The sequence below is a fragment of the Sphingomonas aerolata genome, from assembly GCF_023935825.1.
Classification (GTDB): domain Bacteria; phylum Pseudomonadota; class Alphaproteobacteria; order Sphingomonadales; family Sphingomonadaceae; genus Sphingomonas; species Sphingomonas aerolata.
On sequence record NZ_CP098762.1, the window covers coordinates 3,343,297 to 3,363,783 of the forward strand.

16 protein-coding genes are annotated in these 20,487 nt (G+C 65.1%); 9 read left to right on the forward strand and 7 right to left on the reverse strand.

The genetic code is table 11. The annotated features are described in order from the left end of the window. Window positions 1-75: 75 nt before the first annotated feature. From NEF64_RS15325 to NEF64_RS15350, 6 genes are all read left to right on the forward strand, one after another. Entirely contained in the window at window positions 76-594 is a 519-nt protein-coding gene (locus tag NEF64_RS15325; protein ID WP_056405263.1) for a hemerythrin domain-containing protein, read from the forward strand. 165 nt (window positions 595-759) lie between these two features. Beyond that, entirely contained in the window at window positions 760-1,224 is a 465-nt protein-coding gene (locus NEF64_RS15330; protein WP_056405260.1) for a dihydrofolate reductase, read from the forward strand. Between the two features lie 128 nt (window positions 1,225-1,352). After that, window positions 1,353-2,276, forward strand: coding sequence for a bifunctional riboflavin kinase/FAD synthetase (locus NEF64_RS15335; protein ID WP_056405257.1), 924 nt, complete (start codon window positions 1,353-1,355; stop codon window positions 2,274-2,276). Window positions 2,277-2,349: 73 nt separating this feature from the next. Then, complete coding sequence (ileS, locus tag NEF64_RS15340) at window positions 2,350-5,223, forward strand: isoleucine--tRNA ligase (RefSeq protein ID WP_252574104.1); 2,874 nt, start codon at window positions 2,350-2,352, stop codon at window positions 5,221-5,223. Further along, the gene (lspA, locus tag NEF64_RS15345) at window positions 5,216-5,719 is read left to right on the forward strand and encodes a signal peptidase II (protein ID WP_031395901.1); all 504 of its coding nucleotides are present in this window, start codon (window positions 5,216-5,218) and stop codon (window positions 5,717-5,719) included. Before ileS ends, lspA begins: the two co-directional genes overlap by 8 nt. Continuing rightward, window positions 5,712-6,125 carry a DUF3035 domain-containing protein gene (locus tag NEF64_RS15350; RefSeq protein WP_031440002.1) on the forward strand — a complete coding sequence of 138 codons (414 nt, stop codon included), beginning with the start codon at window positions 5,712-5,714 and terminating at the stop codon, window positions 6,123-6,125. The genes lspA and NEF64_RS15350 overlap by 8 nt, the downstream gene beginning before the upstream one ends. Before the next feature lie 217 nt (window positions 6,126-6,342). Here the strand turns inward: NEF64_RS15350 and NEF64_RS15355 are convergent, their stop codons facing one another. From NEF64_RS15355 to phaR, 6 genes are all read right to left on the reverse strand, one after another. Beyond that, window positions 6,343-7,191 carry a TorF family putative porin gene (locus NEF64_RS15355; protein WP_031395899.1) on the reverse strand — a complete coding sequence of 283 codons (849 nt, stop codon included), beginning with the start codon at window positions 7,189-7,191 and terminating at the stop codon, window positions 6,343-6,345. A gap of 222 nt (window positions 7,192-7,413) precedes the next feature. Beyond that, complete coding sequence (bluB, locus tag NEF64_RS15360; RefSeq protein ID WP_056405254.1) at window positions 7,414-8,067, reverse strand: 5,6-dimethylbenzimidazole synthase; 654 nt, start codon at window positions 8,065-8,067, stop codon at window positions 7,414-7,416. 42 nt (window positions 8,068-8,109) lie between these two features. Next, window positions 8,110-9,321: a cystathionine beta-lyase gene (metC, locus tag NEF64_RS15365; RefSeq protein ID WP_056405251.1), complete on the reverse strand. Its 1,212-nt coding sequence runs from the start codon at window positions 9,319-9,321 to the stop codon at window positions 8,110-8,112. Beyond that, the gene (gene sseA / locus NEF64_RS15370; protein ID WP_056405249.1) at window positions 9,318-10,178 is read right to left on the reverse strand and encodes a 3-mercaptopyruvate sulfurtransferase; all 861 of its coding nucleotides are present in this window, start codon (window positions 10,176-10,178) and stop codon (window positions 9,318-9,320) included. Before sseA ends, metC begins: the two co-directional genes overlap by 4 nt. An 84-nt stretch (window positions 10,179-10,262) precedes the next feature. After that, window positions 10,263-10,448 carry a hypothetical protein gene (locus tag NEF64_RS15375; RefSeq protein ID WP_056405247.1) on the reverse strand — a complete coding sequence of 62 codons (186 nt, stop codon included), beginning with the start codon at window positions 10,446-10,448 and terminating at the stop codon, window positions 10,263-10,265. Between the two features lies 1 nt (window position 10,449). Next, a complete protein-coding gene (gene phaR / locus NEF64_RS15380) occupies window positions 10,450-11,022 on the reverse strand; it encodes a polyhydroxyalkanoate synthesis repressor PhaR (protein WP_056405245.1) in 573 nt (190 codons plus the stop codon). A 90-nt stretch (window positions 11,023-11,112) separates the two neighbouring features. Between phaR and NEF64_RS15385 the strand changes: the two genes are divergently transcribed. Both NEF64_RS15385 and NEF64_RS15390 read left to right on the forward strand, forming a co-directional pair. Then, the gene (locus NEF64_RS15385) at window positions 11,113-12,108 is read left to right on the forward strand and encodes an alpha/beta fold hydrolase (RefSeq protein WP_056405644.1); all 996 of its coding nucleotides are present in this window, start codon (window positions 11,113-11,115) and stop codon (window positions 12,106-12,108) included. Window positions 12,109-12,140: 32 nt separating this feature from the next. Beyond that, window positions 12,141-13,328 (forward strand): acetyl-CoA C-acetyltransferase, encoded by a 1,188-nt coding sequence (locus tag NEF64_RS15390; RefSeq protein ID WP_056405243.1) that lies wholly within the window; start codon window positions 12,141-12,143, stop codon window positions 13,326-13,328. An 89-nt stretch (window positions 13,329-13,417) separates the two neighbouring features. Here NEF64_RS15390 and NEF64_RS15395 read toward each other — a convergent pair whose 3' ends face one another. After that, a complete protein-coding gene (locus tag NEF64_RS15395) occupies window positions 13,418-16,621 on the reverse strand; it encodes a TonB-dependent receptor domain-containing protein (RefSeq protein ID WP_056405241.1) in 3,204 nt (1,067 codons plus the stop codon). Between the two features lie 469 nt (window positions 16,622-17,090). On the opposite strand from NEF64_RS15395, the gene NEF64_RS15400 reads away from it, so the two are divergent. After that, the gene (locus tag NEF64_RS15400) at window positions 17,091-20,348 is read left to right on the forward strand and encodes a TonB-dependent receptor domain-containing protein (protein WP_031393710.1); all 3,258 of its coding nucleotides are present in this window, start codon (window positions 17,091-17,093) and stop codon (window positions 20,346-20,348) included. The last annotated feature ends 139 nt before the right edge of the window (window positions 20,349-20,487 follow it).

Genomic DNA, 20,487 nt, shown 5'->3' on the forward strand with positions numbered 1-20,487 from the left:
ACAGAGAGCGAATCGCAATAGGAACTGGGTGCCGTCCGCGCGGTTGACCGTCCGAACCCATTCGGAAGGCCTATCATGGACATCACCCAGCTCATCCTCGACGAACACGCGCAGCAGCGAGCGCTTTTCGCGCAGATCGACAGCATCGACGCCAAGGACACAGAGGCGCTGTCGGCACTGTGGACCCGCCTCAAGAACCTGCTCGACGCGCATGCCGAGGCGGAGGAGCGCTTCTTCTACCCGCGGCTGATGAAGATCGGCACCGGCGGCAACGACGCCAACTCGGCCGCCGAGGAGACCGAGGACGCGATCGAGGATCACAACGACATCCGCGAAACCGGTGAGGCAGTCGACAAGCACCCGGTCGGCTCGGACGCGTGGTTCGAGGCGGTCGGTGAATGCAACAAGGCGAACAGCGATCACCTTGCCGAGGAAGAGCGCCAGGGTCTGACCGATTTCCGCAAGCATGCGACGCTGGAAGAGCGGCACGAGCTGGGCGTCCGGTTCGCGGCGTTCGAGGCGAACCACCTGAACGGCGTGAAGGTCGTCGAGAAGGATCCCGAGGCGTACGTCAAGGAACACGCCCCGAACTGATCCCCCCGCTTCTTACCACCCCGGCGAAGGCCGGGGTCCAGGTGGAAAGGTGTTCGTAACGGAGTGCCGTCTTTCACCACCGACGTCCCCCAACTGGGCCCCGGCCTTCGCCGGGGTGGTGATACAAGCATAGCCCCCCGCCCCCATATCCGGCATGATGCGCCGATGATCACCTTCTACCTCGCCCGCGCCAGCAACGGCGTCATCGGCCGTGACGGCCAGCTTCCCTGGCGCCTCCCCGCCGACCTCAAGCGCTTCAAGGCGCTGACGATGGGCAAGCCGATGGTGATGGGGCGCAAGACGTTCGAGAGCTTCCCGAGCCCCCTCCCCGGCCGCCGCCACATCGTCCTCACCCGCGGTCACTGGCACGGCGACGGCGCGGAAGTGGCGCATTCGATCGACGAGGCGCTCGCGATGGCCGGCGACGACGTCGCGGTGATCGGCGGCGCGCAGATCTATGCGCAGCTGCTCCCCCATGCGGACCGGATCGAGCTCACCGAAGTCCATGACGAACCCGAAGGCGACGCCATCGTCCCCGCGTTTGACGGCTGGCACGAGATTGCCCGCGAAGACCACCCGGGCGAAAAGCAGCGTCCACCCTACAGCTTCGTCACGCTCACCCGCCGGTAAAGACCGTTCCCCCCGCGAAGGCGGGAGCTCGGACTCGACTCCCGCCTTCGCGGGACAACAAGGAGGCGCGGGAGACAACGACACGGAAGGACTATCGTCATCCGCGGCGTCTGGGTACTGACCCGTGCATGCAACGGCTCGACGGTGGCGCATCCATCCCTTCGCATCTGGCGGACGGGATCGTGGCGCTGGGTAATTTCGACGGATTCCATCTCGGTCACCAGGCGGTGGTCGCGCGCGCGATCGCGTGGGCCAAGGCGGAGGGTCGCCCCGCGCTGGTGGCGACGTTCGATCCGCATCCGGTCCGCCATTTCCGCCCCGATACGCCCGCCTTCCGCCTCACGACGCTCGACCAGCGCGAACGGCTGTTCGCAGACGCTGGCGCCGATGCGATGGTGGTGTTCCATTTCGACGGCGATCTCGCCGCGCTGACCGCCGAGCAGTTCGTCGCCGACCGGCTCGAACGCAATCTGCGGATCGGCGGCGTGGTGACGGGCGAGGATTTCACCTTCGGCCATGCCAAGAGCGGCACGGTCCACACGCTCGCCGCGCGCGGCCCGGTCCACGGCTTCCGGGCGGAAACCGTCGGCGCGGTTGCGCTGGATGGCGAGACGGTGTCCTCGACCCGGATCCGCGAGGCGCTGCGTGCCGGCGACATGGCGACCGCGACCCGGCTGCTGACGCGCCCGTTCGCGATCGAGGGCGTGGTGCAGCATGGCGACAAGCTCGGCCGCACGATCGGCTATCCGACCGCCAATCTCGACATGGGCAACTATCTGCGTCCCGCCTACGGGATCTACGCGGTGACCGGCCGGCTGGAGGACGGCCGCGTGCTGAAGGGCGCGGCGAACCTCGGCATCCGCCCAAGCTTCGATCCGCCGAAGGAACTGCTCGAGCCGCATTTCTTCGATTTTGCCGAGAACCTGTACGGGCAGACGATCGAGGTCGCGCTGATCGACTATCTGCGCCCCGAGGCGAAGTTCGACAGCCTCGACGCGCTGATCGCGCAGATGGACATCGACTGCGACCGCGCACGCACCATTCTAGGCTGATTGCCGCGGCGCCGTTGCGTATGGGAGGGGGGATGGCAACGGGCTCCCGGCTCGGCTACAGCCCGGCCCACTTATGACCGATACTCCTGCGCCCGCCCGCGATTACCGCGACACCGTCTTCCTGCCGAAGACCGACTTCCCGATGAAGGCCGGTCTCGCCGCCAAGGAGCCGGCGATCCTCGAGCGCTGGGCAAAGCTCGGCATCTACGACCGGCTGCGCGAACAGCGGCTCGGGCGCGAGCGGTTCATCCTGCACGACGGCCCCCCGTACGCGAACGGCGACATCCACATGGGCCATGCGATGAACAAGGTCCTGAAGGATATCATCGTCCGCTCGCAATCGCTGATGGGCAAGGACGCGCCCTACGTCCCCGGCTGGGACTGTCACGGCCTGCCGATCGAGTGGAAGGTCGAGGAAGCGTATCGCGCGAAGAAGCTGAACAAGGACGACGTCCCCGTCGACCAGTTCCGCGCCGAATGCCGCGCCTATGCCGAAAAATGGGTCGCCGTGCAGAAGGGCGAGTTCGAGCGGCTCGGCGTGATGGGCGACTGGGCCGATCCGTACCTCACGATGAAGTACGACGCCGAGGCGACGATCGTCGGCGAACTGCTCAAATTCGCCGAGAGTGGCCAGCTCTACCGCGGTGCGAAGCCCGTGATGTGGTCGCCGGTCGAGAAGACCGCGCTCGCCGAGGCCGAGGTCGAATATGAGGACATCGTCTCGACGCAGATCGACGTTGCCTTCGAGATCGTCGACGCGCCGAACGCGCCCGAACTGGTCGGCGCGCATGCGGTGATCTGGACGACGACGCCGTGGACGATCCCGGTGAACCAGGCGCTGAGCTATGGAGCCGAGATCGAGTATGTCTGCGTGCTTGCGGACGATCGCTATGTCGTGATCGCCGAGCATCTGCTTGATAGCGTTCGCACGCGCATTGGCTTCGATCTTTGGTCGGAGAACATCAAGTGGCGCGGTAAGGGTTCGCAACTGGAAGGCGCGACCGCACGCCACCCGATGCACACCCTCGGCGGGTTCTTCGCGAAGCCGCGCCCGTTCCTCCCCGGCGACTTCGTCACCACAGACGCGGGCACCGGGCTCGTCCACATGTCGCCGGACCACGGCGAGGACGATTTCGAGCTCTGCAAGCAATACGGCGTCGACCCCGTCTTCGCGGTCGACGGTGCGGGCATGTATCGCGCAGACTGGGCCTGGCTGGGCGGGCAAGGGTCCGTCATCAACAAGAAGTTCGTGGCCGCCGACGGCCCGATCTGCACCGACCTGCGCGCGACCGGTGCGCTGCTCGCGGCGAGCGACGATTTCAAGCACAGCTACCCGCATTCGTGGCGTTCAAAGGCCAAGGTGATCTTCCGCGCGACGCCGCAATGGTTCATCCCAATGGATGCGGCCACGTCGGTTGGCACCCAACGTGCTTCGACTTCGCTCAGCACGAACGGGGTTGGGGATGCGGCCGCACCCCCGTTCGCCCTGAGCGAAGTAGCAGGGCCTGGGTCGAGCAACGGCGCAACCCTCCGCGAAATCGCGCTCGACGCGATCGCCGCGACCACCTGGATCCCTGCGCGCTCGGAAAACCGGATCACGTCTATGGTGCAGGGCCGCCCCGACTGGGTCATCTCGCGCCAGCGCGCCTGGGGCGTGCCGATCGCGCTGTTCGTCAACCGCGTCACCGGCCAGTACCTCAACGACCCCGCCGTCAACGCGCGCATCGTCGAAGCCTTCCGCCAGAACGGTGCGGATGCGTGGTACGCCGACGGCCACCAGGCGCTGCTCGGCCCCGACTACGACCTCGCCGACTATGAGGTCGTGAAGGACATCCTCGACGTCTGGTTCGATTCGGGCTGCACCCACGTCTTCACCGTCGAGGCGCGCTATGGCGAGGGCACCCGCGCCAACCTGTATCTCGAAGGGTCGGACCAGCATCGCGGCTGGTTCCAGTCGAGCTTGCTCGAAAGCTGCGGCACGCGCGGTCGCGCACCCTATGACGCGGTCCTCACCCACGGCTTCGCGCTCGACGGCCAGGGCCGCAAGATGTCGAAGAGCCTCGGCAACGTCGTCGATCCGCTCAAGATCATCGGCGAGAGCGGCGCGGACATCCTGCGCATGTGGGTCGCCTCGACTGACTATTTCGACGACGTGAAGATCGGCAAGGAGGTGCTCGCCACCGCGTCGGATTCCTACCGCAAGCTGCGCAACACGTTCCGCTACATGCTCGGTGCGCTCGAAGGCTTCGACGAGTCGGAACGCGTCGCGGTGTCCGACATGCCCGAGCTCGAGCGCTATGTGCTCCACCGCCTGGGCATGATCGACACCGAACTGCGCCAGGCGGCGGAAGGCTATGAGTTCAACCGCTACACGCGGCTGCTGACCGACTTCGCGAACGAGGACCTGTCCGCGTTCTTCTTCGATATCCGCAAGGACTCGCTTTACTGCGACGCGCCCGGCGACGTGAAGCGCCGCGCGTACCGCACCGTCCTCGACGTGCTGTTCCACGCGCTGGTCCGCTACGCCGCGCCGGTGCTGTGCTTCACCGCGGAGGAAGTCTGGCAGTCGCGCTTCCCGAGCGACGACAGTTCGGTCCACTATCTCGAATGGCCGTCGCTCCCGTCGCTCGACGCGGACGACGTCGTCGGCGCCAAGTGGCAGGAAATCCGCGCGCTGCGCGTCGCGGTCACCGAGGCGATCGAGCCGTTGCGCCGCGAGAAGACCGTGCGGTCCAGCCTCGAGGCCGAGATCACAGTCCCGGCGATGCTGCTCGACGCCAACGCGCTGGCCGAGGCATTCATCGTCGCCAAGGTCACGCCGGGCGATACGGTCACCGTGACGCGCACCGACTTTCACAAATGCGGCCGCTGCTGGCGCCACCTTCCCGAAGTGACGACCGACGGCGAGCTCTGCGACCGGTGCGAAGAGGTGGTGGCGCATGCGTAACCTGCCAAAGGCCGGCTTCGGGGCGGCGATCGCGCTGTTCCTCGCCGACCAGCTCAGCAAATGGGCCGTAACGCGCCCGCTCGGGATCGATTCGCTCGGCGATGCGCAGACGATCACGTCGTTCTTCGACCTGCGCTTCGTGCCAAATATCGGCATTTCGCTCGGGTTGCTGCCCGCCGATGGCCATCTGACGCGCTGGGCGCTGGTGCTGCTGACGGGGGCGATCTCGGTCGGGGTCGCGATCTGGATGACGCGCGAGAAGAACCGGGCAGATCAGATCGCGCTGGGCTTCGTGCTCGGCGGTGCGGTCGGCAATATCCTCGACCGGATCCGCCTTGGCTATGTCGTCGATTTTGCCGACCTGCATATCGGCGAGTGGCGCCCGTTTTTGGTCTTCAATGTCGCGGATGCAGCGATTACTGTCGGCGTGCTCGTCCTGCTTGTCCGGGCGCTGCTCGTGCGCGAGAAGCCCCCTGTGGAGAATTCCCATGCGTAAGTTTGTGCCCCTGGCTGCCGGTCTGGCGAGCGTCGCGTTGCTGTCCGGCTGTGGCGCCGGCAAGAGCCTCGATCGTGCGCGGCCGGACGAGTTCGCCGTCGCCCGCCAGGCTCCGCTGGTGATCCCCCCCGATTTTGCGCTGGTCCCGCCGCAGCCGGGTGCGGCACGGCCGCAGGATACCGCCGCGAACGCACAGACGCTCGACGCGCTGTTCGGCGGCACCGCCGCGCGCAGCCCCGCCGAAGCTGGCGTGCTGAGCGAAGCGGGCCCCAGCGCCGCCGACCCCGGCATCCGGTCCAGCGCGGGCGATCCCGGCACGACCGTGATCGACAAGGGCTCGACCACGCGCGACATCGTTGCCGCCCCCGAAGGCGACGGCCAGGATGCGCGCGCAACCGCCAACTGATCGGTTGCTGCAAGACGCGAAAAAGGGCGGCCCCCTTGCGGGAGCCGCCCTTTTTCGTGTTCGGTCGATGGCCGCCCCGCCCGCTCCTGCTCCGTGGATACCCCAGCTTTCGCTGGGGTGACGAGAGGGAGGCAGGAAGCGACCGTGCAAAATGTCGCAACCGCGCGCTCCCGCCATCACGGCCGAACGCCAGGACGACGACAGCACCCGCGCTACGTCAGAACGCAGCGGTCAGCGACGCCAGCACCTTCCCGTTGGCGATCGAACCGACGCCGTCCTGCCCACGGCTGAAGCTCGGCTGGAGATACGCCGACTCCGCCTTGCTGATGTCGGTATCGACATAGGCGACGCCCAAGGTCAGCGGCGTGCCAGGAATCACGTAATCGGCACCCACCAGCCAGTCGAAATATTCGCCGGTCGGCGACACGCTGGTGGCGAATGGCCCGAGCCCCTTGTTGCCGTTCGAATAGCCGACATGCGCCTTCACGGTCAGGCCGGTATCAGGAATGCCGCTGCTGACATCGCCCCACAGGTACAGGTTCGAATCCTTGGCGTTGACGCGGTCATAGACCCCGTTGGCGGCCGAGGTGCCGTTCGAATACCAGGGGCCCAGTGCCTGCTGCTTGGGCGCATAGGCGACGCCCGCGGTCAGCGCGACCGGGCCGGCGGTGCCCGAGAGCTTGGCATAGGGCTCGATGAAGTCGGTATTGTCGAAGCCCGACGGGTACATGTACCACGTCGCGCCGACGTCGAGCGTGCCGCCACCGACGGGAAGCTTGTACCCGGCGATGAGGTCGAGCTCCATGTTGGCGCCGCCGAACGTGCCCCAGCCGGCGAGGTTCGAACCCCAGGTGCCGATATAGACGCCGCTCTTGTGCGCGATCGTGATGCCGCCCTGGACCGCGAGATTTTCGTCCGACTGCGACACGCCGCGAAAGCGATAGTCGCTGACAAGTCCGACCGATCCGCTGACCGTGACGTCCTTGGGTGGCGCCGTATCCTGCGCGAACGCAGGGGGTGCGGCAGCCAGCGCGAGGCCGCCGAAGAGGATAGTGGAGAAGCGCATCGTTTCCCTTTCGAAACTGGAAATTCGATGTCCCCGCCTGCACCCGCGGACGCCGCATCTATCGAGGCATGGCCTCCGAGCGCGGTCTTTCCTGCGGTGACAAATGAATGACAGTCGTTGATGCACTGCACAAGCGATTATTGCGCCAGGCGCGGTGTTGACGCCATGGATGTTGCGCACCGGCCACACCGTCTCGGTTGCAACGCGCGGGTGCGCGCCGGCCTATCGACGCAGGATCGGCGTGCGACGCGGCGCTTCCCAGCCCTCGCGCGCCAATTCGGGCATGTCCGCCTCGCGTTCTGGATAACCGAGGCAGAGATAGCCGACGAACCGCCATCCCTCCGGCACGCCCGCAATGTGCGCGATCCGCGCGGGGTCGAGGATCGAGACCCAGCCGAGCCCGATCCCCTGCGCGCGCGCCGCCAGCCACAATGTATGGATCGCGATCACGGCGGAATAGGCGACGCTTTCCGGCATGGTCTGACGCCCCAGGCCGTGACCCTGGCTCGGATCGGGTTCGACGAACACCGCGATGTGAACGAGCGCCTGCTCAAGCCCGGCAAGCTTCAACCGGGCGTAGAGCGCGGCACGCGTCTCGTCTTGGCCGGCCAGCGCGGCGGCGTTGCAGGCGGCAAAGTCCGCGCGGATCGCGTCGCGCCGGGCGGGGTCGTCGATCGTGACGAACCGCCAGGGCTGGCTGAGCCCGACCGACGGCGCGGCGTCGGCGACCGCGAGCAGCGCGTCGACTGCGCCCGCGGGCAGCGGATCGCGCCGGAACCGGCGGACGTCACGGCGCCAGCGGAACAGCAGGTCGAGCCTGGCCTGAAACGCCGTATCGAAGACCGGGCCTCCAGCGTCGGGCGGTTCTGTCTGCATGACCGGCACGCTGTACCCGCTCACGTCCGGCGAGCAAGGTCGCTAGCCGCGCACCGCCCGAAAGGCGGCGAGCCCCGCGTCGAGATCGGCGATCAGGTCCGCCGGGTCCTCGAGCCCGATCTGAAGGCGGATCATCGGCCCGGCGACTTCGCGGCGGGTGACGCTGCGATAGCGGTGCGGATCGACCGGCAGCGCCAGGCTTTCGAACCCGCCCCAGCTATAGCCGATCCCGAACAGCTCGAGCGTGTCGATCAGCGCGGCCCGCGACGCCTCGTCACCGCCGTCCAGCACGAACGAGAACAGCCCGCTCGATCCCTTGAAATCGCGCACGAACAGATCGTGTCCCGGGCAGCCAGGCAGGGCCGGATGCAGCACCTGCGCCACCTCCGGACGCGCCTCCAGCCACTGCGCGATCGCCAGCGCGCTCGATTGATGCTGGGCCAGCCGGACCGCCATCGTCCGCAGCCCGCGACTGCCGAGCCAGCAGTCGTCGGGACTGGCGATCTGCCCCAGCTGAAAGCTCGTCTCGCGCAGCGCCTTGAAATGGCCGGGTCCTGCCGTCACCGATCCGAGCATCGCGTCCGAATGGCCGACGACATATTTGGTGCACGCCAAAATCGTCAGGTCGACGCCGTGGCCGATCGCCGGAAAGAACAGCGGCGTCGCCCAGGTATTGTCGAGCAGGGTCGTCACGCCGCGCGCGCGCGCCGCCGCGACAATGGCGGGGATGTCCTGCACCTCGAAACTGAGCGAGCCGGGACTCTCCATGAAGATCGCACGGGTCTTCTCGCCGATCAGGTCGGCGATTCCCGCACCGATCAGCGGGTCGTAGAAGCGGGTCGTGATGCCGAACCGCTTGAGCAGGCCGTTCGCCATCCCGCGCGTCGGGTCATAGGCGCTGTCGACGAGCAGCAGTTCGTCGCCCGGCGACAACACCGAGAGCAAAGCCGCCGCGATCGCCGCGACCCCCGATCCATAGAGGAACGTGCCCTCCGCCCCGGGTTCGAGCGTGGTCAGCGCATCCGCAAGGCTCCACTGCGTCGGCGTGCCCTTGCGACCGTAGAACAACCGATGATGCGTATCGCGGGTCGCGCTGTCGCGAAGATGGCCGACGGAATCATACAGGATCGTCGACGCCCGCCAGACCGGCGGACTGACGATCGCCCCTTCCCCGACACCACGAGTCCATTCCGCGCGACGTCCGGCGAGCACCACCTTGGTGCCGTCGCCGACCGGCCTTGTCGTTTCGGTCATTGCGTTCCTGTCGCCTTCGCGCCCATTGCCTTCGGCGTCGACGGATCGCCGCCCCATTCCGACCAGCTGCCGTCGTACAGCGCGACCTCGTTGCCAAGGAGGTGCGCGCCGAACGCCAGCACCGCCGCGGTGATTCCCGATCCACAGGTCGTCACGATCGGCCTGGCGAGATCGATGCCCGCGCCCTCGAATGCCGATCGCAACGCGTCGCCCGTCTTCCACGTGCCGTCCGCGTTGAACAGCGTGGCATAGGGCAGCGATTTGGATCCGGGGATATGCCCGGATGCGGTGCCGGGTCGCGGATCCGCCTCGGCACCGGTGAACCGGGCGGCGGAGCGTGCATCGACGACCTGTTCCGCACCGCTCGACAGGTTCGCGGTCATCTGGTCCTTCGTGCGAACAGCCTTGTCGTCGGCCCAGATGGTGAAGTGGCGATGCCGCACCGCCTGCTTGCCCGACTCCGTCTCACGCCCTTCGGCCTGCCATTTCGCCAGACCGCCGTCGAGGATCGCGACATTGTGCGCACCGAAGGTCCGCAGCATCCACCAGGCGCGCGCCGCCGTGCGCCAGGGCGAGCTGTCGTACAGCACGATGCGGCTGCCATCGCCGAGCCCGAGCGACTGCATCCGGCTGGCGAACTTGGCAGGCGACGGCAGCATGTTGGGCAGGTCGCTGTCGGTGTCGCGAAGCTCGGCGAGGTTCAAGAACACCGCGCCCGGAATATGCGCCGCTGCATAGTCCGCCGCAGCGTCGCGACCCTCGGCATAGGTTGCGTCGACGACCCTGAGATCGCCAGCGCCCGGGACGCTGGTCTCGAGCGCGTTCGCCAACCATTCGGTGCTCACCAGCGTGTCCATGACCTGCCCTCCTGACGGTTGGCGCGGATAGTAACCGGCGCACAGTCGAACGTCGAGGCCGCGGCTCGGCCGCCGCCCCGCCAGCTAGGTCTTGAACGCCAGCCCGATCGTTACCGCCAGCCCGATGAGCGAGAACATCTGGACGGTCGGCCAGTCGACCCAGCCGACCGCGTCGGGATCGCGCCGCCGATGGCGACGGCGGGCGCCCAGACCCGATGCGATCGCGAGCGCCGCGAAGCCGCCGCTCGCCGTCCACAGCAACGGTGCCATGTCAGCTCCCGAGCTTTTCCACCTTGTCCTGAAGACTGGCGAGTTCGGTGCGCAGGGCAGCGATCTCCTCGTCCTTCGTCGCCACCGGCCTGACGGCTGCTGGTGCGGGGGATGCTGCACCCGCAGCATTGCCGGGGGCAAAGGCCTGCGCGGCAACGTCGAACATCGCCAGATTACGCTTGGCAATGTCGGCGAAAGGCGAATGGGCAAACGCCCCTTCGACCGCGGTCTTGAACTGTTCCTGATTGCGGCGGAAGCTGTCCATCGATGCCTCGAGATAGCCGGGCACCATCTTCTGCATCGAATCGCCGTACATCGAGATCAGCTGGCGCAGGAAATTGACCGGCAGCATCGTCTCGCCGCGGCTTTCCTCCTCCATGATGATCTGGGTGAGGACGTTATGCGTGATATCCTCTTCGGTCTTCGCATCGACGACCTTGAAGTCACGGCCCTCGCGAGTCATCGTCGCGAGATGATCGAGCGTGATGTAGGATGATGTTTCGGTATTATAAAGCCGCCTGTTGGCGTACTTCTTGATGATGACAAGCCCGTCGACCGTGCTTTGCTTCTTCATATGCAGCCCCTCCACGTGACCGGGGCAAACGCTACGCGCTTTGACATTGCGCCGCAACATGGTCCACGGCCATTGCCGCTGTTCCTCGCCATGTTGCGCAACGAAACCGCAGCATCGCCCGACCGCCGCGCGCGGGCGCTGGCCGGGCTCGACCGCTATCAGGCCGCGCCCCGGGATCTGCCTTTGCCGCCCCGCCCGATCCGCGCGTCGGCCGGCCGGGCGGTCCTGCGCGACTATGGCGGTGGCACTACGGGCAAGCCGGCGGTCATCGTTATACCCTCGCTGATCAACCCGGCGGCGATCCTCGATCTTTCCGCGGACACGTCGCTGATGCAGTGGCTGGCCACGCGGGGCTATCATGCGCACCTGCTCGACTGGGGAACGCCGGGGCCCGAGGATCGGGACCTCGACCTCGACGCGCATGTCGCGCGCATCCTCCTGCCCCTGCTGCAAGGGTTTGCCACCCCGCCGATCCTGGTGGGCTATTGCCTGGGCGGCACCCTCGCCGTCGCCGCTGCCGCCTTGACGCGGGTGGCGGGGCTGGCGACGATCGCGGCACCCTGGCATTTCGCCGGCTATGGCGAGACCGCGCGTGTCGAGATGGCGCGACTTTGGCGCGCCGCCGCGCCGTTCGCGCGCCAGACGGGGCTGTTGCCGATGGAAGTGCTGCAAAGCGGGTTCTGGCAGCTCGCGCCCGCGCAGACGATCGCGAAATACGAGACGTTCGGCGACCGCGATCCGACCAGCCCCGCCGCGCGTGCGTTCGTCAGGCTGGAGGACTGGGCGAATGCGGGTGCGCCGCTCCCAGCTGCCGCAGCTGCCGCGCTGTTCGGGGACATGCTCGCCAGGGACCTGCCCGGACGCGGTCTGTGGCGGATTGCCGGTCGCGCGATCGCCCCGCTGGCGTTGTCCTGCCCCGCGGTCGAATTCGTCGCGCGCAACGACCGGATCGTGCCCGCCGCCACCGCGATCGGGCTCGCGGACCGGCGCGACGTCGATGCCGGCCATGTCGGCATGATCGTCGGCAGCCGCGCCCGCGACCAGCTCTGGGAGCCGCTCGCGAACTGGATAGATTCGCTCGGCTAGCGTATTGCATTCTCGAAACGAGAGGACCCGTCATGACCGCCACCCACCCCAGCGACATTGTCATCACCGCCGCCAAGCGTACGCCGGTCGGCAGCTTCCTCGGCGCCTTCGCCACCGTCCCCGCGCATGAACTCGGCCGGACCGCGATCGAGGCGGCACTCGCGCAGGCCGGTGTCGACGGCGCCGATGTCTCCGAAGTGATCCTCGGCCAGGTGCTGACCGCGGCGCAGGGGCAGAATCCTGCGCGTCAGGCGTCGATGGCGGCGGGCGTTCCCAAGGAAGTCCCCGCCTGGGGCGTCAACCAGGTCTGCGGCTCCGGGCTGCGCGCGGTCGCGCTGGCATGTCAGGCGATCCAGACCGGCGACGCGACGATCGTCGTCGCGGGCGGGCAGGAATCCATGTCGCTGTCCGCGCATGCCCAGTCGATCCGCGGGGGCCAGAAGATGGGCAATCTCAGCCTTGTCGACACGATGGTCAGCGATGGCCTGACCGACGTGTTCAACGGCTATCACATGGGCATCACCGCCGAAAATCTCGCCGAGCAATATCAGGTGACACGCAGCGAACAGGACGTCTTCTCGGTCGCCTCGCAGAACAAGGCGGAGGCGGCTCGCGGATCGGGCCGGTTCAAGGACGAGATCGCACCGGTGACGATCGCCGGCCGCAAGGGCGACACGATCGTCAGCGACGACGAATATATCCGCGCGGGCGCGACGATCGAGAGCGTGTCGGGCGTACGGCCGGCGTTCAAGAAGGACGGCACCGTCACCGCGGCGAATGCGAGCGGCCTCAACGACGGCGCCGCCGCGCTGGTGCTGATGCGCCGCGACGAGGCAGAGCGCCGCGGCAGTCCGGTGCTCGCGACCATCCGCAGCTGGGCCTCGGCCGGCGTCGATCCGTCGATCATGGGCATCGGCCCCGTCCCCGCCACGCGCCGCGCGCTGGAGAAGGCCGGCTGGACGATCGCCGATCTCGACCTGATCGAGGCGAACGAGGCATTTGCCGCCCAGGCCTTGTCGGTCGGCAAGGAGCTCGGCTGGGATGCCGACAAGGTCAACGTCAATGGCGGCGCGATCGCGATCGGCCACCCCATCGGCGCGAGCGGCGCGCGTGTGCTGACGACGCTGATCTACGAAATGGAGAAGCGTGACGCCCGCAAGGGTCTCGCGACGCTCTGCATCGGCGGCGGCATGGGAATCGCCATGTGCCTCGAACGGTGAGACTGCCGTTGCCGCACTTATAAGCCTCAAACGAATAAAGGGGGCCGCTCGGTAAGACGAGCGGCCCCCTTTTTCATATTATCGCTCGGTCAGAACTTACCGGCAACGCTCACCGCGAACCGGCGACCGATCAGATCACTATAGCTGGCCGGGATGATGATCCCGTTATACTTTTCGCCGACCCTGTTGAACAGGTTGGTCACGGCAAAGGTAACCCGGAAACGATCGCTTGCGTTTATGTAGACGCTCGGATTGACCGTCACGAAATCCTTGAGCTTGTCGATTTCGCGAAGATCGGCACCACGGCTGACGCGAGAGAAAAGCTGCTCGCCGGTATAGTTGAACGAGGTCGAGATGCCGAAGTCGTCATGAAAATAGGAGAGGTTGTACTGGCCCTGAAACGTCGGATCGCCCAGCGTTCCGTCGGTCCGCACGGGGGCAACGCCGGTGATGTCGTTGACGCGCTTGAGCGAGACGAAAAGATTTCCCCGCATCCCGACCGAGCCAGGAATGCCCAGACCCGACAGCGGACGATTATAAGTGAGTTCGGACTGGATCCCTTCGAACTTGATCTTGTTTCCGTTGACGAAACCACTTCCGACACCCGGGTTTAGGGGGTCGTTGACCACCTGGCCACCATTGTTGCCACCGTTCGCCGATGTGCCGCCTTGTCCCTGTGCATAGCGTCGGATCTGTGAGCAGAACGCATTGCCGTTCGCCGGATCGGCGGCGTTGAACGTCGAATTGTCGAAACACGCCGATGCGATCTGCGCGACCGTCAGGCTGGCAATCGGATCCGAGATCTTGATGTTCACATAATCGACCGTCAGCGTCAGGTTGGGAATGAAACGCGGCTGTAGAACGACACCGTAGGTGAAGCTCTTCGCCACTTCATTCGCAAGCCCGACATTGCCCCCGTTGCGTCCCGGGACGGTGGCGGCTGCGGCATCCAGTGGCGTGGCATTCGGGAATGCCGACAGGAAGGCCGCGCAGTTGCGGGCACGGTTTTCGGGCGCGGCACCGGCATTGATGTTGGCAGGCGAACACAGGTCGGGAACCGTGGTGAACACGTTCGCAACGGGGGAGAACAACTCGGTGATGGCAGGTGCGCGGAACGACTTCGTATAATTGCCGCGCAGCGCGATATCCCGGATCGGCGCGAACGACACGCCGCCTGCATAGGCCGTGAAACCGCCATTGACGGTGTTGTTGACGTGACGGCCGCTGGCATTCAGCTGAAGCGAATGCAGGAACGACAACCCGTTCTGCGCCGTGACGATCGGAAGGATGACTTCGCCGAACACCTCGTCGACATTGTATCGTCCCGCGACCGGAAGAATGGCGACAGCACGCCCCTGCCCCAGTTGCTCGAAGGTGCTGGGGGTGAAGCTGCCGCGCTCCTCGCGATGCTCATAGCCCAGGTTCAAGCCGGTCTCGTTGCCGAACAGGTCGAACGGGCTGCCGCCGACATTGACGTTGTAAACGATCTGTTCGAGCCGGCTCCTCGTGATGTTCTCGGATACGATGTACGACCGTGCCTCCGGGCTCGAAAGACCTTCACCCAACAGGTTGAGCGGCACGCAGGCGGCGTCTGCGACTGGCGTACCGCCAGGTGCGGCCTGCACCAACGGGGTTGCCGTGCACACGATCTGCCCCGCAGCGTTCCGCGTGACGTTCACCGCATTGATGAACCGCTGCGCGTTGATGTCCTGTCGGGTATCGCGAATATCGACCCGACCGATGTTGCTGCTGGCTTCATAGTTGAAACGACGACCACCAACATTGAAATTGCCGCGGACGCCCGCGACGGCACGATATTGCTTGTTGGTCGAAAAGCCCGTCAGGTCGGCCAGATCGAGCGACGCACGCGAGACCTGGAACCGCTGGACGCCGAGCGCCGTCAGCTGCGCACGCGCCTGATCCGTCAGGAACGGGCTTGCGGTCGTGAACGTCAACGCGCCGCTGAGACCGCCGAACAGGCTGCTGTTGAAGGTTGGCTGCTGAACCAGTTCGTCACCGCGCGACTGGAAATAGGTTGCCTCGATGAAGACCTTGAACGCATCGGAAAAGTCGTAACCGGCAAAGCCGTTGAACACGTTGCGCCGCAGATCGCTGGTGATCTGCGAATAATCGTTGAAGCGGAACCCGTCGCCGCCGCTGCCCTGCTGGACGCTCACGAACCGGATACCCCGGTTGAAGGGCACGAGATTGCCGCTGCGGTCGAACTGATAATTCTGCACTGCCGCCGCGACTGAGCCGGTCCCGTTCGCGTTGGCGAAGGCCGACGTGATCAGACCTCCACCGGTCAGCAACGGCAACGTCCGGTCGCGTACCAGGATCGATCCGGGAAATCCGTCAGTTCCGGAATCATTGAAACCGATTCCCGTATTCACCCGGCCGTCATTTGCGGCGGTCGTACCAGCAGGGCGGCCGAGCTGTGCGGACTGCGCTGTCGAGGGATTGTCGGCCGATCCGATATTGTCGCGCAGAAATCCCCGTGAATTGTACAGCAAACCCTTCTGATAGTCGCGCGTATAGGCCAGCGTGATGTTACCGCGGCCATCGTCAAAGTCGAAGCCGCCCGCCAGCGCTAGGTTGTAACGGAATGCGTCCCCTTCTTCCGTGATACCGCTCAATGCGGTGTAGCGGACGCCCTTCAGGCGGGTGTCGAGAATGAAATTGACCGTTGAGGCAATCGCGTCTGAACCATAGGTGGTCGCCCCGACCGTCGAGATCTGTTCGATACGGTCGAGCAACAGCGTCGGAATGACGTTGACGTCGACCTGCGTCCCCGCGCCGCCCTGGTTGAAGATCGTCGTCACGTTGGACGATACCGAGCGGCGGCCGTTGATCAGCGTGAGCGTCCGGTTCGAACCCAGGCCAAGTCCGTTGATGAAATTGACGCCTTGGCCAAACGAACCCTGCGCGCCTGCGGGGGTGATGCTGCCGCGAATGCCCGGCGTCTCGTTCAGCGCATCGGCAGCATTGGTCAGGCCGCGATTGGACAGATACTGATTGTTGATCACCGTGATCGGCACGGTGCCTTCGACGTTCGGAAGCCGGATACGCGATCCGGTGACGGTGATCTCTTCGGGGGCGGACTCGCGCCGCGTTGCGCCATCGGCGCCCACCGCCGGCTCGCCCGCGACCGGCGCGCACAGCGACCCATCGGCGAGACGCTCCTGGCCGGGCGTGCATTCAGGGGTGGTCGAGGTTTGTGAATAGGCGGTGCCGGAAAATCCCGCGGCCAAGACGGCAAGCGCGGATACGCGAACGAGCAGATTGCATCGCATTAGTTATATCCCCCTGTGAACACGTGATTTTCTAGGGAGACATCGGACGAAGATCGACCCTTACATGACGGAATTGTCATTTGGCGCCGCACGCGTTGTAAGAATGCAACATATTTGTCACAATATGTCGATTTATAATCTATGTTTGTTGTTAAAAACCTCCGCAAGGCCGCTTGGGTGTATTTTGGTTTAAACCCTATGGTTTGCGATCGCACGGCGGAAGCTGTGAGCCTCGTTGACAACGACGCGGCCGCTATCGCCCCGCTGCGGTGATAACGCCACCTCGCCTCTTCGAGTTCACAACATGGAATATGGAAGGGGATGTGTCGAATTGTTGCGTGAACGCTACAGTTTTGTGAAAACTCGGACTTCCGTTCATGCTGCAGCAATAAACCAATTGCGCGGCCAATCGCATGGCGTCACCCTCTCGCCATTGAATAGGGCATAAATGCCAACGCAAAGGGGTTTTATGAAATTTTCTCGCTTTCTGGGCGCGACGGCGATCGTCGGCGCGCTCGCGGCACTGCCCGGCACCGCGCTGGCACAGACCACCCCGGATCAGGTCACCCCTGCTGCAGAAGCACCCCAGCGCGAAGCGTCACAGCCTGCGAACGACGAAATCCTCGTCACCGGGTCGCGCATCGCCAGCCCGAACGGCGAATCCGCGGTTCCCGTCAGCACGATCAGTGCGGTCGAACTGACGACGACCGCCAAGACGTCGATCGGCGACGTCCTGAACGATCTGCCGCAGCTGCAGAGCACCTATAGCCAGGCGAACTCGACCCGCTTCCTCGGCACGGCCGGCCTCAACCTGCTCGATCTGCGCGGCCTTGGAACGCAGCGCACGCTCGTGCTCGTCAACGGTCGCCGGCATGTCGGGTCCGACATCCTCAACAACGCCGTATCGGTCGACACCAACACGATCCCAACTGACCTGATCCAGTCCGTCGATCTTGTGACGGGCGGTAATTCGGGCGTCTACGGATCGGACGCGCTGGCCGGCGTCGTCAACTTCATCCTGAAGGACAATTACGAGGGTCTGCAGGTCCGCGGCCAGGGTGCGATCAGCGAGCGTGGCGATGCCGGGTCCTATTTCGGCAGCGTCCTGGCGGGCAAGAATTTCGCCGACGGTCGCGGCAACCTCGCGGTCAATCTGGAATATTCGCGGCAGAATGCGCTCTACGCGTCGCAGCGCGACTATCTGCGCCAGGCCAACGGCTTCATCGCAACCGATTCCGACTCCGCGGGCGTCGCTACCGGTCAGACGAACCTGAACTATGACGGCATTCCGGATTCGGTGTTCTTCCGCGATATCCGGTCGGCAACGATCTCGGCCGGCGGTCTTGTCGCCTTTGCAAGCCCGACCGGCGCGTGCGGGCGCGACAACACGCCGACGGCGACGTTCAACAATGCCGGACGCCCCTTCTCGTGCAACTTCCTGTTCCAGTCGTCCGGCGCCCTCGCGCAGCAAACCGGCTCGCGCGTCGGCCTTGCCGCAACGGCCGGCACGGGCAGTGCCACCAACCCGTTCCGCGCCAGCGCGGTGCCGGCCGGATCCTATCTGAGCGGCAATGGCGACACGCGCCGTGAAGGGCAGCTGATTCAGATCCTGCCAGAACTTAACCGGTACTCGGCCAATCTCATCGGCCATTTCGAGGTATCGGACGCCTTCGTCCCGTTCATCGAGGCCAAATATTCGCGCACCGATTCGGTCGGACAGGGGAGCTCGGGACCGGCCTTCTTCACCGGCCAAACGCTGGACCTTCTCTACGAGCGTCCGCGACTTGATAACCCCTATCTGTCGGCCGATGCGCGCAACACCATCGCTGCGCAGATCCTCGCAAGCGGTATCAATCCGACCACCAACGCACCGCTCACGGCCGCGAACATCACCGCGATCAACAATGGGTCCTTCCGCTTCATCCTGCGCAAGAACCTCACCGATCTGGGCGTCCGTACCGAAGCGGCGCGTCGTGAAACCTACCGCCTCGTCGGCGGTGTCCGGGGCACGTTCAACGACGACTGGCACTATGAGCTTGCGGGGAACTATGGCGAGTTCCGCGAAAAGACGAAGGTCATGGGCAATCTGAACCAGCAGCGCATGGTGCTTGCCCTCGACGCTGTCACCAATCCGGCAAACGGCCAGATCATCTGCGGATCGCAGCTGCCGGGTACGGGTCAGGCGCGCGCCGATGCGTCCTTCGGCGGCGACATCGCCGGAAACGCAGCCGTCCAGGCGGCGGATATCGCCGCCTGCCAGCCGCTCAATCCGTTCGGCACAGGGAATATCTCGCAGGCGGCCAAGAACTACGTCCTTCAGGACACGGTCTCGAGTGGCAAGATCACGCAGCTTGACATCAACGGCTTCGTCTCCGGCGATCTGAGCCAGCTGTTCAGCCTGCCCGGCGGCGACATCGGCTTCTCGGTCGGCGGCGAATACCGGCGCGAGACGGCCTTCTACGAGCAGGATCCCTTGGTCTCGTCAGGCTACACCTTCTACAACGCGATCGGAAAGTTCGACCCGACCTCGTTCGAGGTCAAGGAAGCGTATGGCGAAATCCGCATACCGCTGTTGAAGGACATCACGCTCATCCGCGAGCTGACACTGAGCGGTTCGGGCCGCGTGTCGGATTACAAGGGCTCGGCGGGCACGGTTTACGCATATAGCGGCAACGCGACCTATACGCCGATCGATGGGATCCGTTTCCGCGGAAACTATTCTCGCTCGGTCCGTGCGCCCAACCTGTCCGATCTCTACTCGCCGCAATCGCAGAACTTCGCCACCGTCACAGATCCGTGCTCGGCGCGAAACGTCGCGGGGGGCACGCAGTTCCGGGCCGGCAATTGCGCCGCGGCGGGCATTCCGACCACCTACGACTATGTCTACGCACAGACGCTGGAGATTGTCAGCGGCGGCAATCCGCAACTCGACGTCGAAAAGTCGGATTCCTACACCTATGGCGTGCTGCTCCAGCCCAGGTTTATCCCGGGCCTGACGCTGTCGGTCGATTACTACAACATCAAGGTCAACAATGTGATCACCGCGCCATCGGCGCAGGGCATCATCAACAGCTGCTACGATTCGCCAACGACCGGCAACCAGTTCTGCTCGCTCTTCACTCGCGTTCCCGCGGGTCAGACCGGTGCTGTCGGTGAAGAGCAGTATCGAATCGTCGAGGGCAGCCTTCAGCAGACCTTGCTCAACTATGCAAAGCTGCAGGTTCGCGGCATCGACGTCGACCTGAACTACACCCACACCTTTGGCGATGTTCGCCTGAACAGCCACATCATCTACACGCACGTGCTGACCAACAGCTCGTTCACCGACCCGACGCAGCCGGGCTTTGCTGACACGACGGTCGGCGAAGTCGGAACGCCCAAGGATCAGGTCAACTGGAACCTTGGCGCTGATTTCGGCTCGGTCTTCGGCAACCTGCAGATGCGTTACATCACGAAGCAGTCGGTCGGGGCCGCCGAGAACCGTCAGTCGTTCCAGGGCCGCGTCCCGCAGAACCTCGACGATTTCGACATCCCCTACTACCCCGACGTGTTCTACATGGACGTGAAGTTCGGCGTGAACGTCACGCGCGAAACGAACTTCTACTTCGGCATCGACAACCTCACCGACCGCCTCCCGCCACTGGGCTCGACGGGCATCGGCGCCGGCACCGCGATCTTCGAGCCGCTGGGCCGCAAATTCTACGCCGGGTTCCAGGCGAAGTTCTGACCTGATCGCAATTTTCGCGACAAACGGTATCCCTTGCGGGGCGGTGATTTCCACCGCCCCTTTTTTTTGTAACCCGCCGGTCCGCGAACACCTATGCGGTGCTTGCCGTGACCTAGTGCCGCGCCTTGCCCGCGCGGAG

What these genes read in the sequence shown, in the direction of transcription:
- NEF64_RS15325 (WP_056405263.1), top strand. Translation starts at nt 76, where the DNA reads ATGGACATCACCCAGCTCATCCTCGACGAACACGCGCAGCAGCGAGCG.
- NEF64_RS15395 (WP_056405241.1), bottom strand. Translation starts at nt 16,621, where the DNA reads ATGCGATGCAATCTGCTCGTTCGCGTATCCGCGCTTGCCGTCTTGGCC.
- ileS (WP_252574104.1), top strand. Translation starts at nt 2,350, where the DNA reads ATGACCGATACTCCTGCGCCCGCCCGCGATTACCGCGACACCGTCTTC.
- sseA (WP_056405249.1), bottom strand. Translation starts at nt 10,178, where the DNA reads ATGGACACGCTGGTGAGCACCGAATGGTTGGCGAACGCGCTCGAGACC.
- NEF64_RS15335 (WP_056405257.1), top strand. Translation starts at nt 1,353, where the DNA reads ATGCAACGGCTCGACGGTGGCGCATCCATCCCTTCGCATCTGGCGGAC.
- NEF64_RS15390 (WP_056405243.1), top strand. Translation starts at nt 12,141, where the DNA reads ATGACCGCCACCCACCCCAGCGACATTGTCATCACCGCCGCCAAGCGT.
- metC (WP_056405251.1), bottom strand. Translation starts at nt 9,321, where the DNA reads ATGACCGAAACGACAAGGCCGGTCGGCGACGGCACCAAGGTGGTGCTC.
- phaR (WP_056405245.1), bottom strand. Translation starts at nt 11,022, where the DNA reads ATGAAGAAGCAAAGCACGGTCGACGGGCTTGTCATCATCAAGAAGTAC.
- NEF64_RS15385 (WP_056405644.1), top strand. Translation starts at nt 11,113, where the DNA reads ATGTTGCGCAACGAAACCGCAGCATCGCCCGACCGCCGCGCGCGGGCG.
- NEF64_RS15400 (WP_031393710.1), top strand. Translation starts at nt 17,091, where the DNA reads ATGAAATTTTCTCGCTTTCTGGGCGCGACGGCGATCGTCGGCGCGCTC.
- NEF64_RS15330 (WP_056405260.1), top strand. Translation starts at nt 760, where the DNA reads ATGATCACCTTCTACCTCGCCCGCGCCAGCAACGGCGTCATCGGCCGT.
- NEF64_RS15355 (WP_031395899.1), bottom strand. Translation starts at nt 7,191, where the DNA reads ATGCGCTTCTCCACTATCCTCTTCGGCGGCCTCGCGCTGGCTGCCGCA.
- NEF64_RS15375 (WP_056405247.1), bottom strand. Translation starts at nt 10,448, where the DNA reads ATGGCACCGTTGCTGTGGACGGCGAGCGGCGGCTTCGCGGCGCTCGCG.
- lspA (WP_031395901.1), top strand. Translation starts at nt 5,216, where the DNA reads ATGCGTAACCTGCCAAAGGCCGGCTTCGGGGCGGCGATCGCGCTGTTC.
- NEF64_RS15350 (WP_031440002.1), top strand. Translation starts at nt 5,712, where the DNA reads ATGCGTAAGTTTGTGCCCCTGGCTGCCGGTCTGGCGAGCGTCGCGTTG.
- bluB (WP_056405254.1), bottom strand. Translation starts at nt 8,067, where the DNA reads ATGCAGACAGAACCGCCCGACGCTGGAGGCCCGGTCTTCGATACGGCG.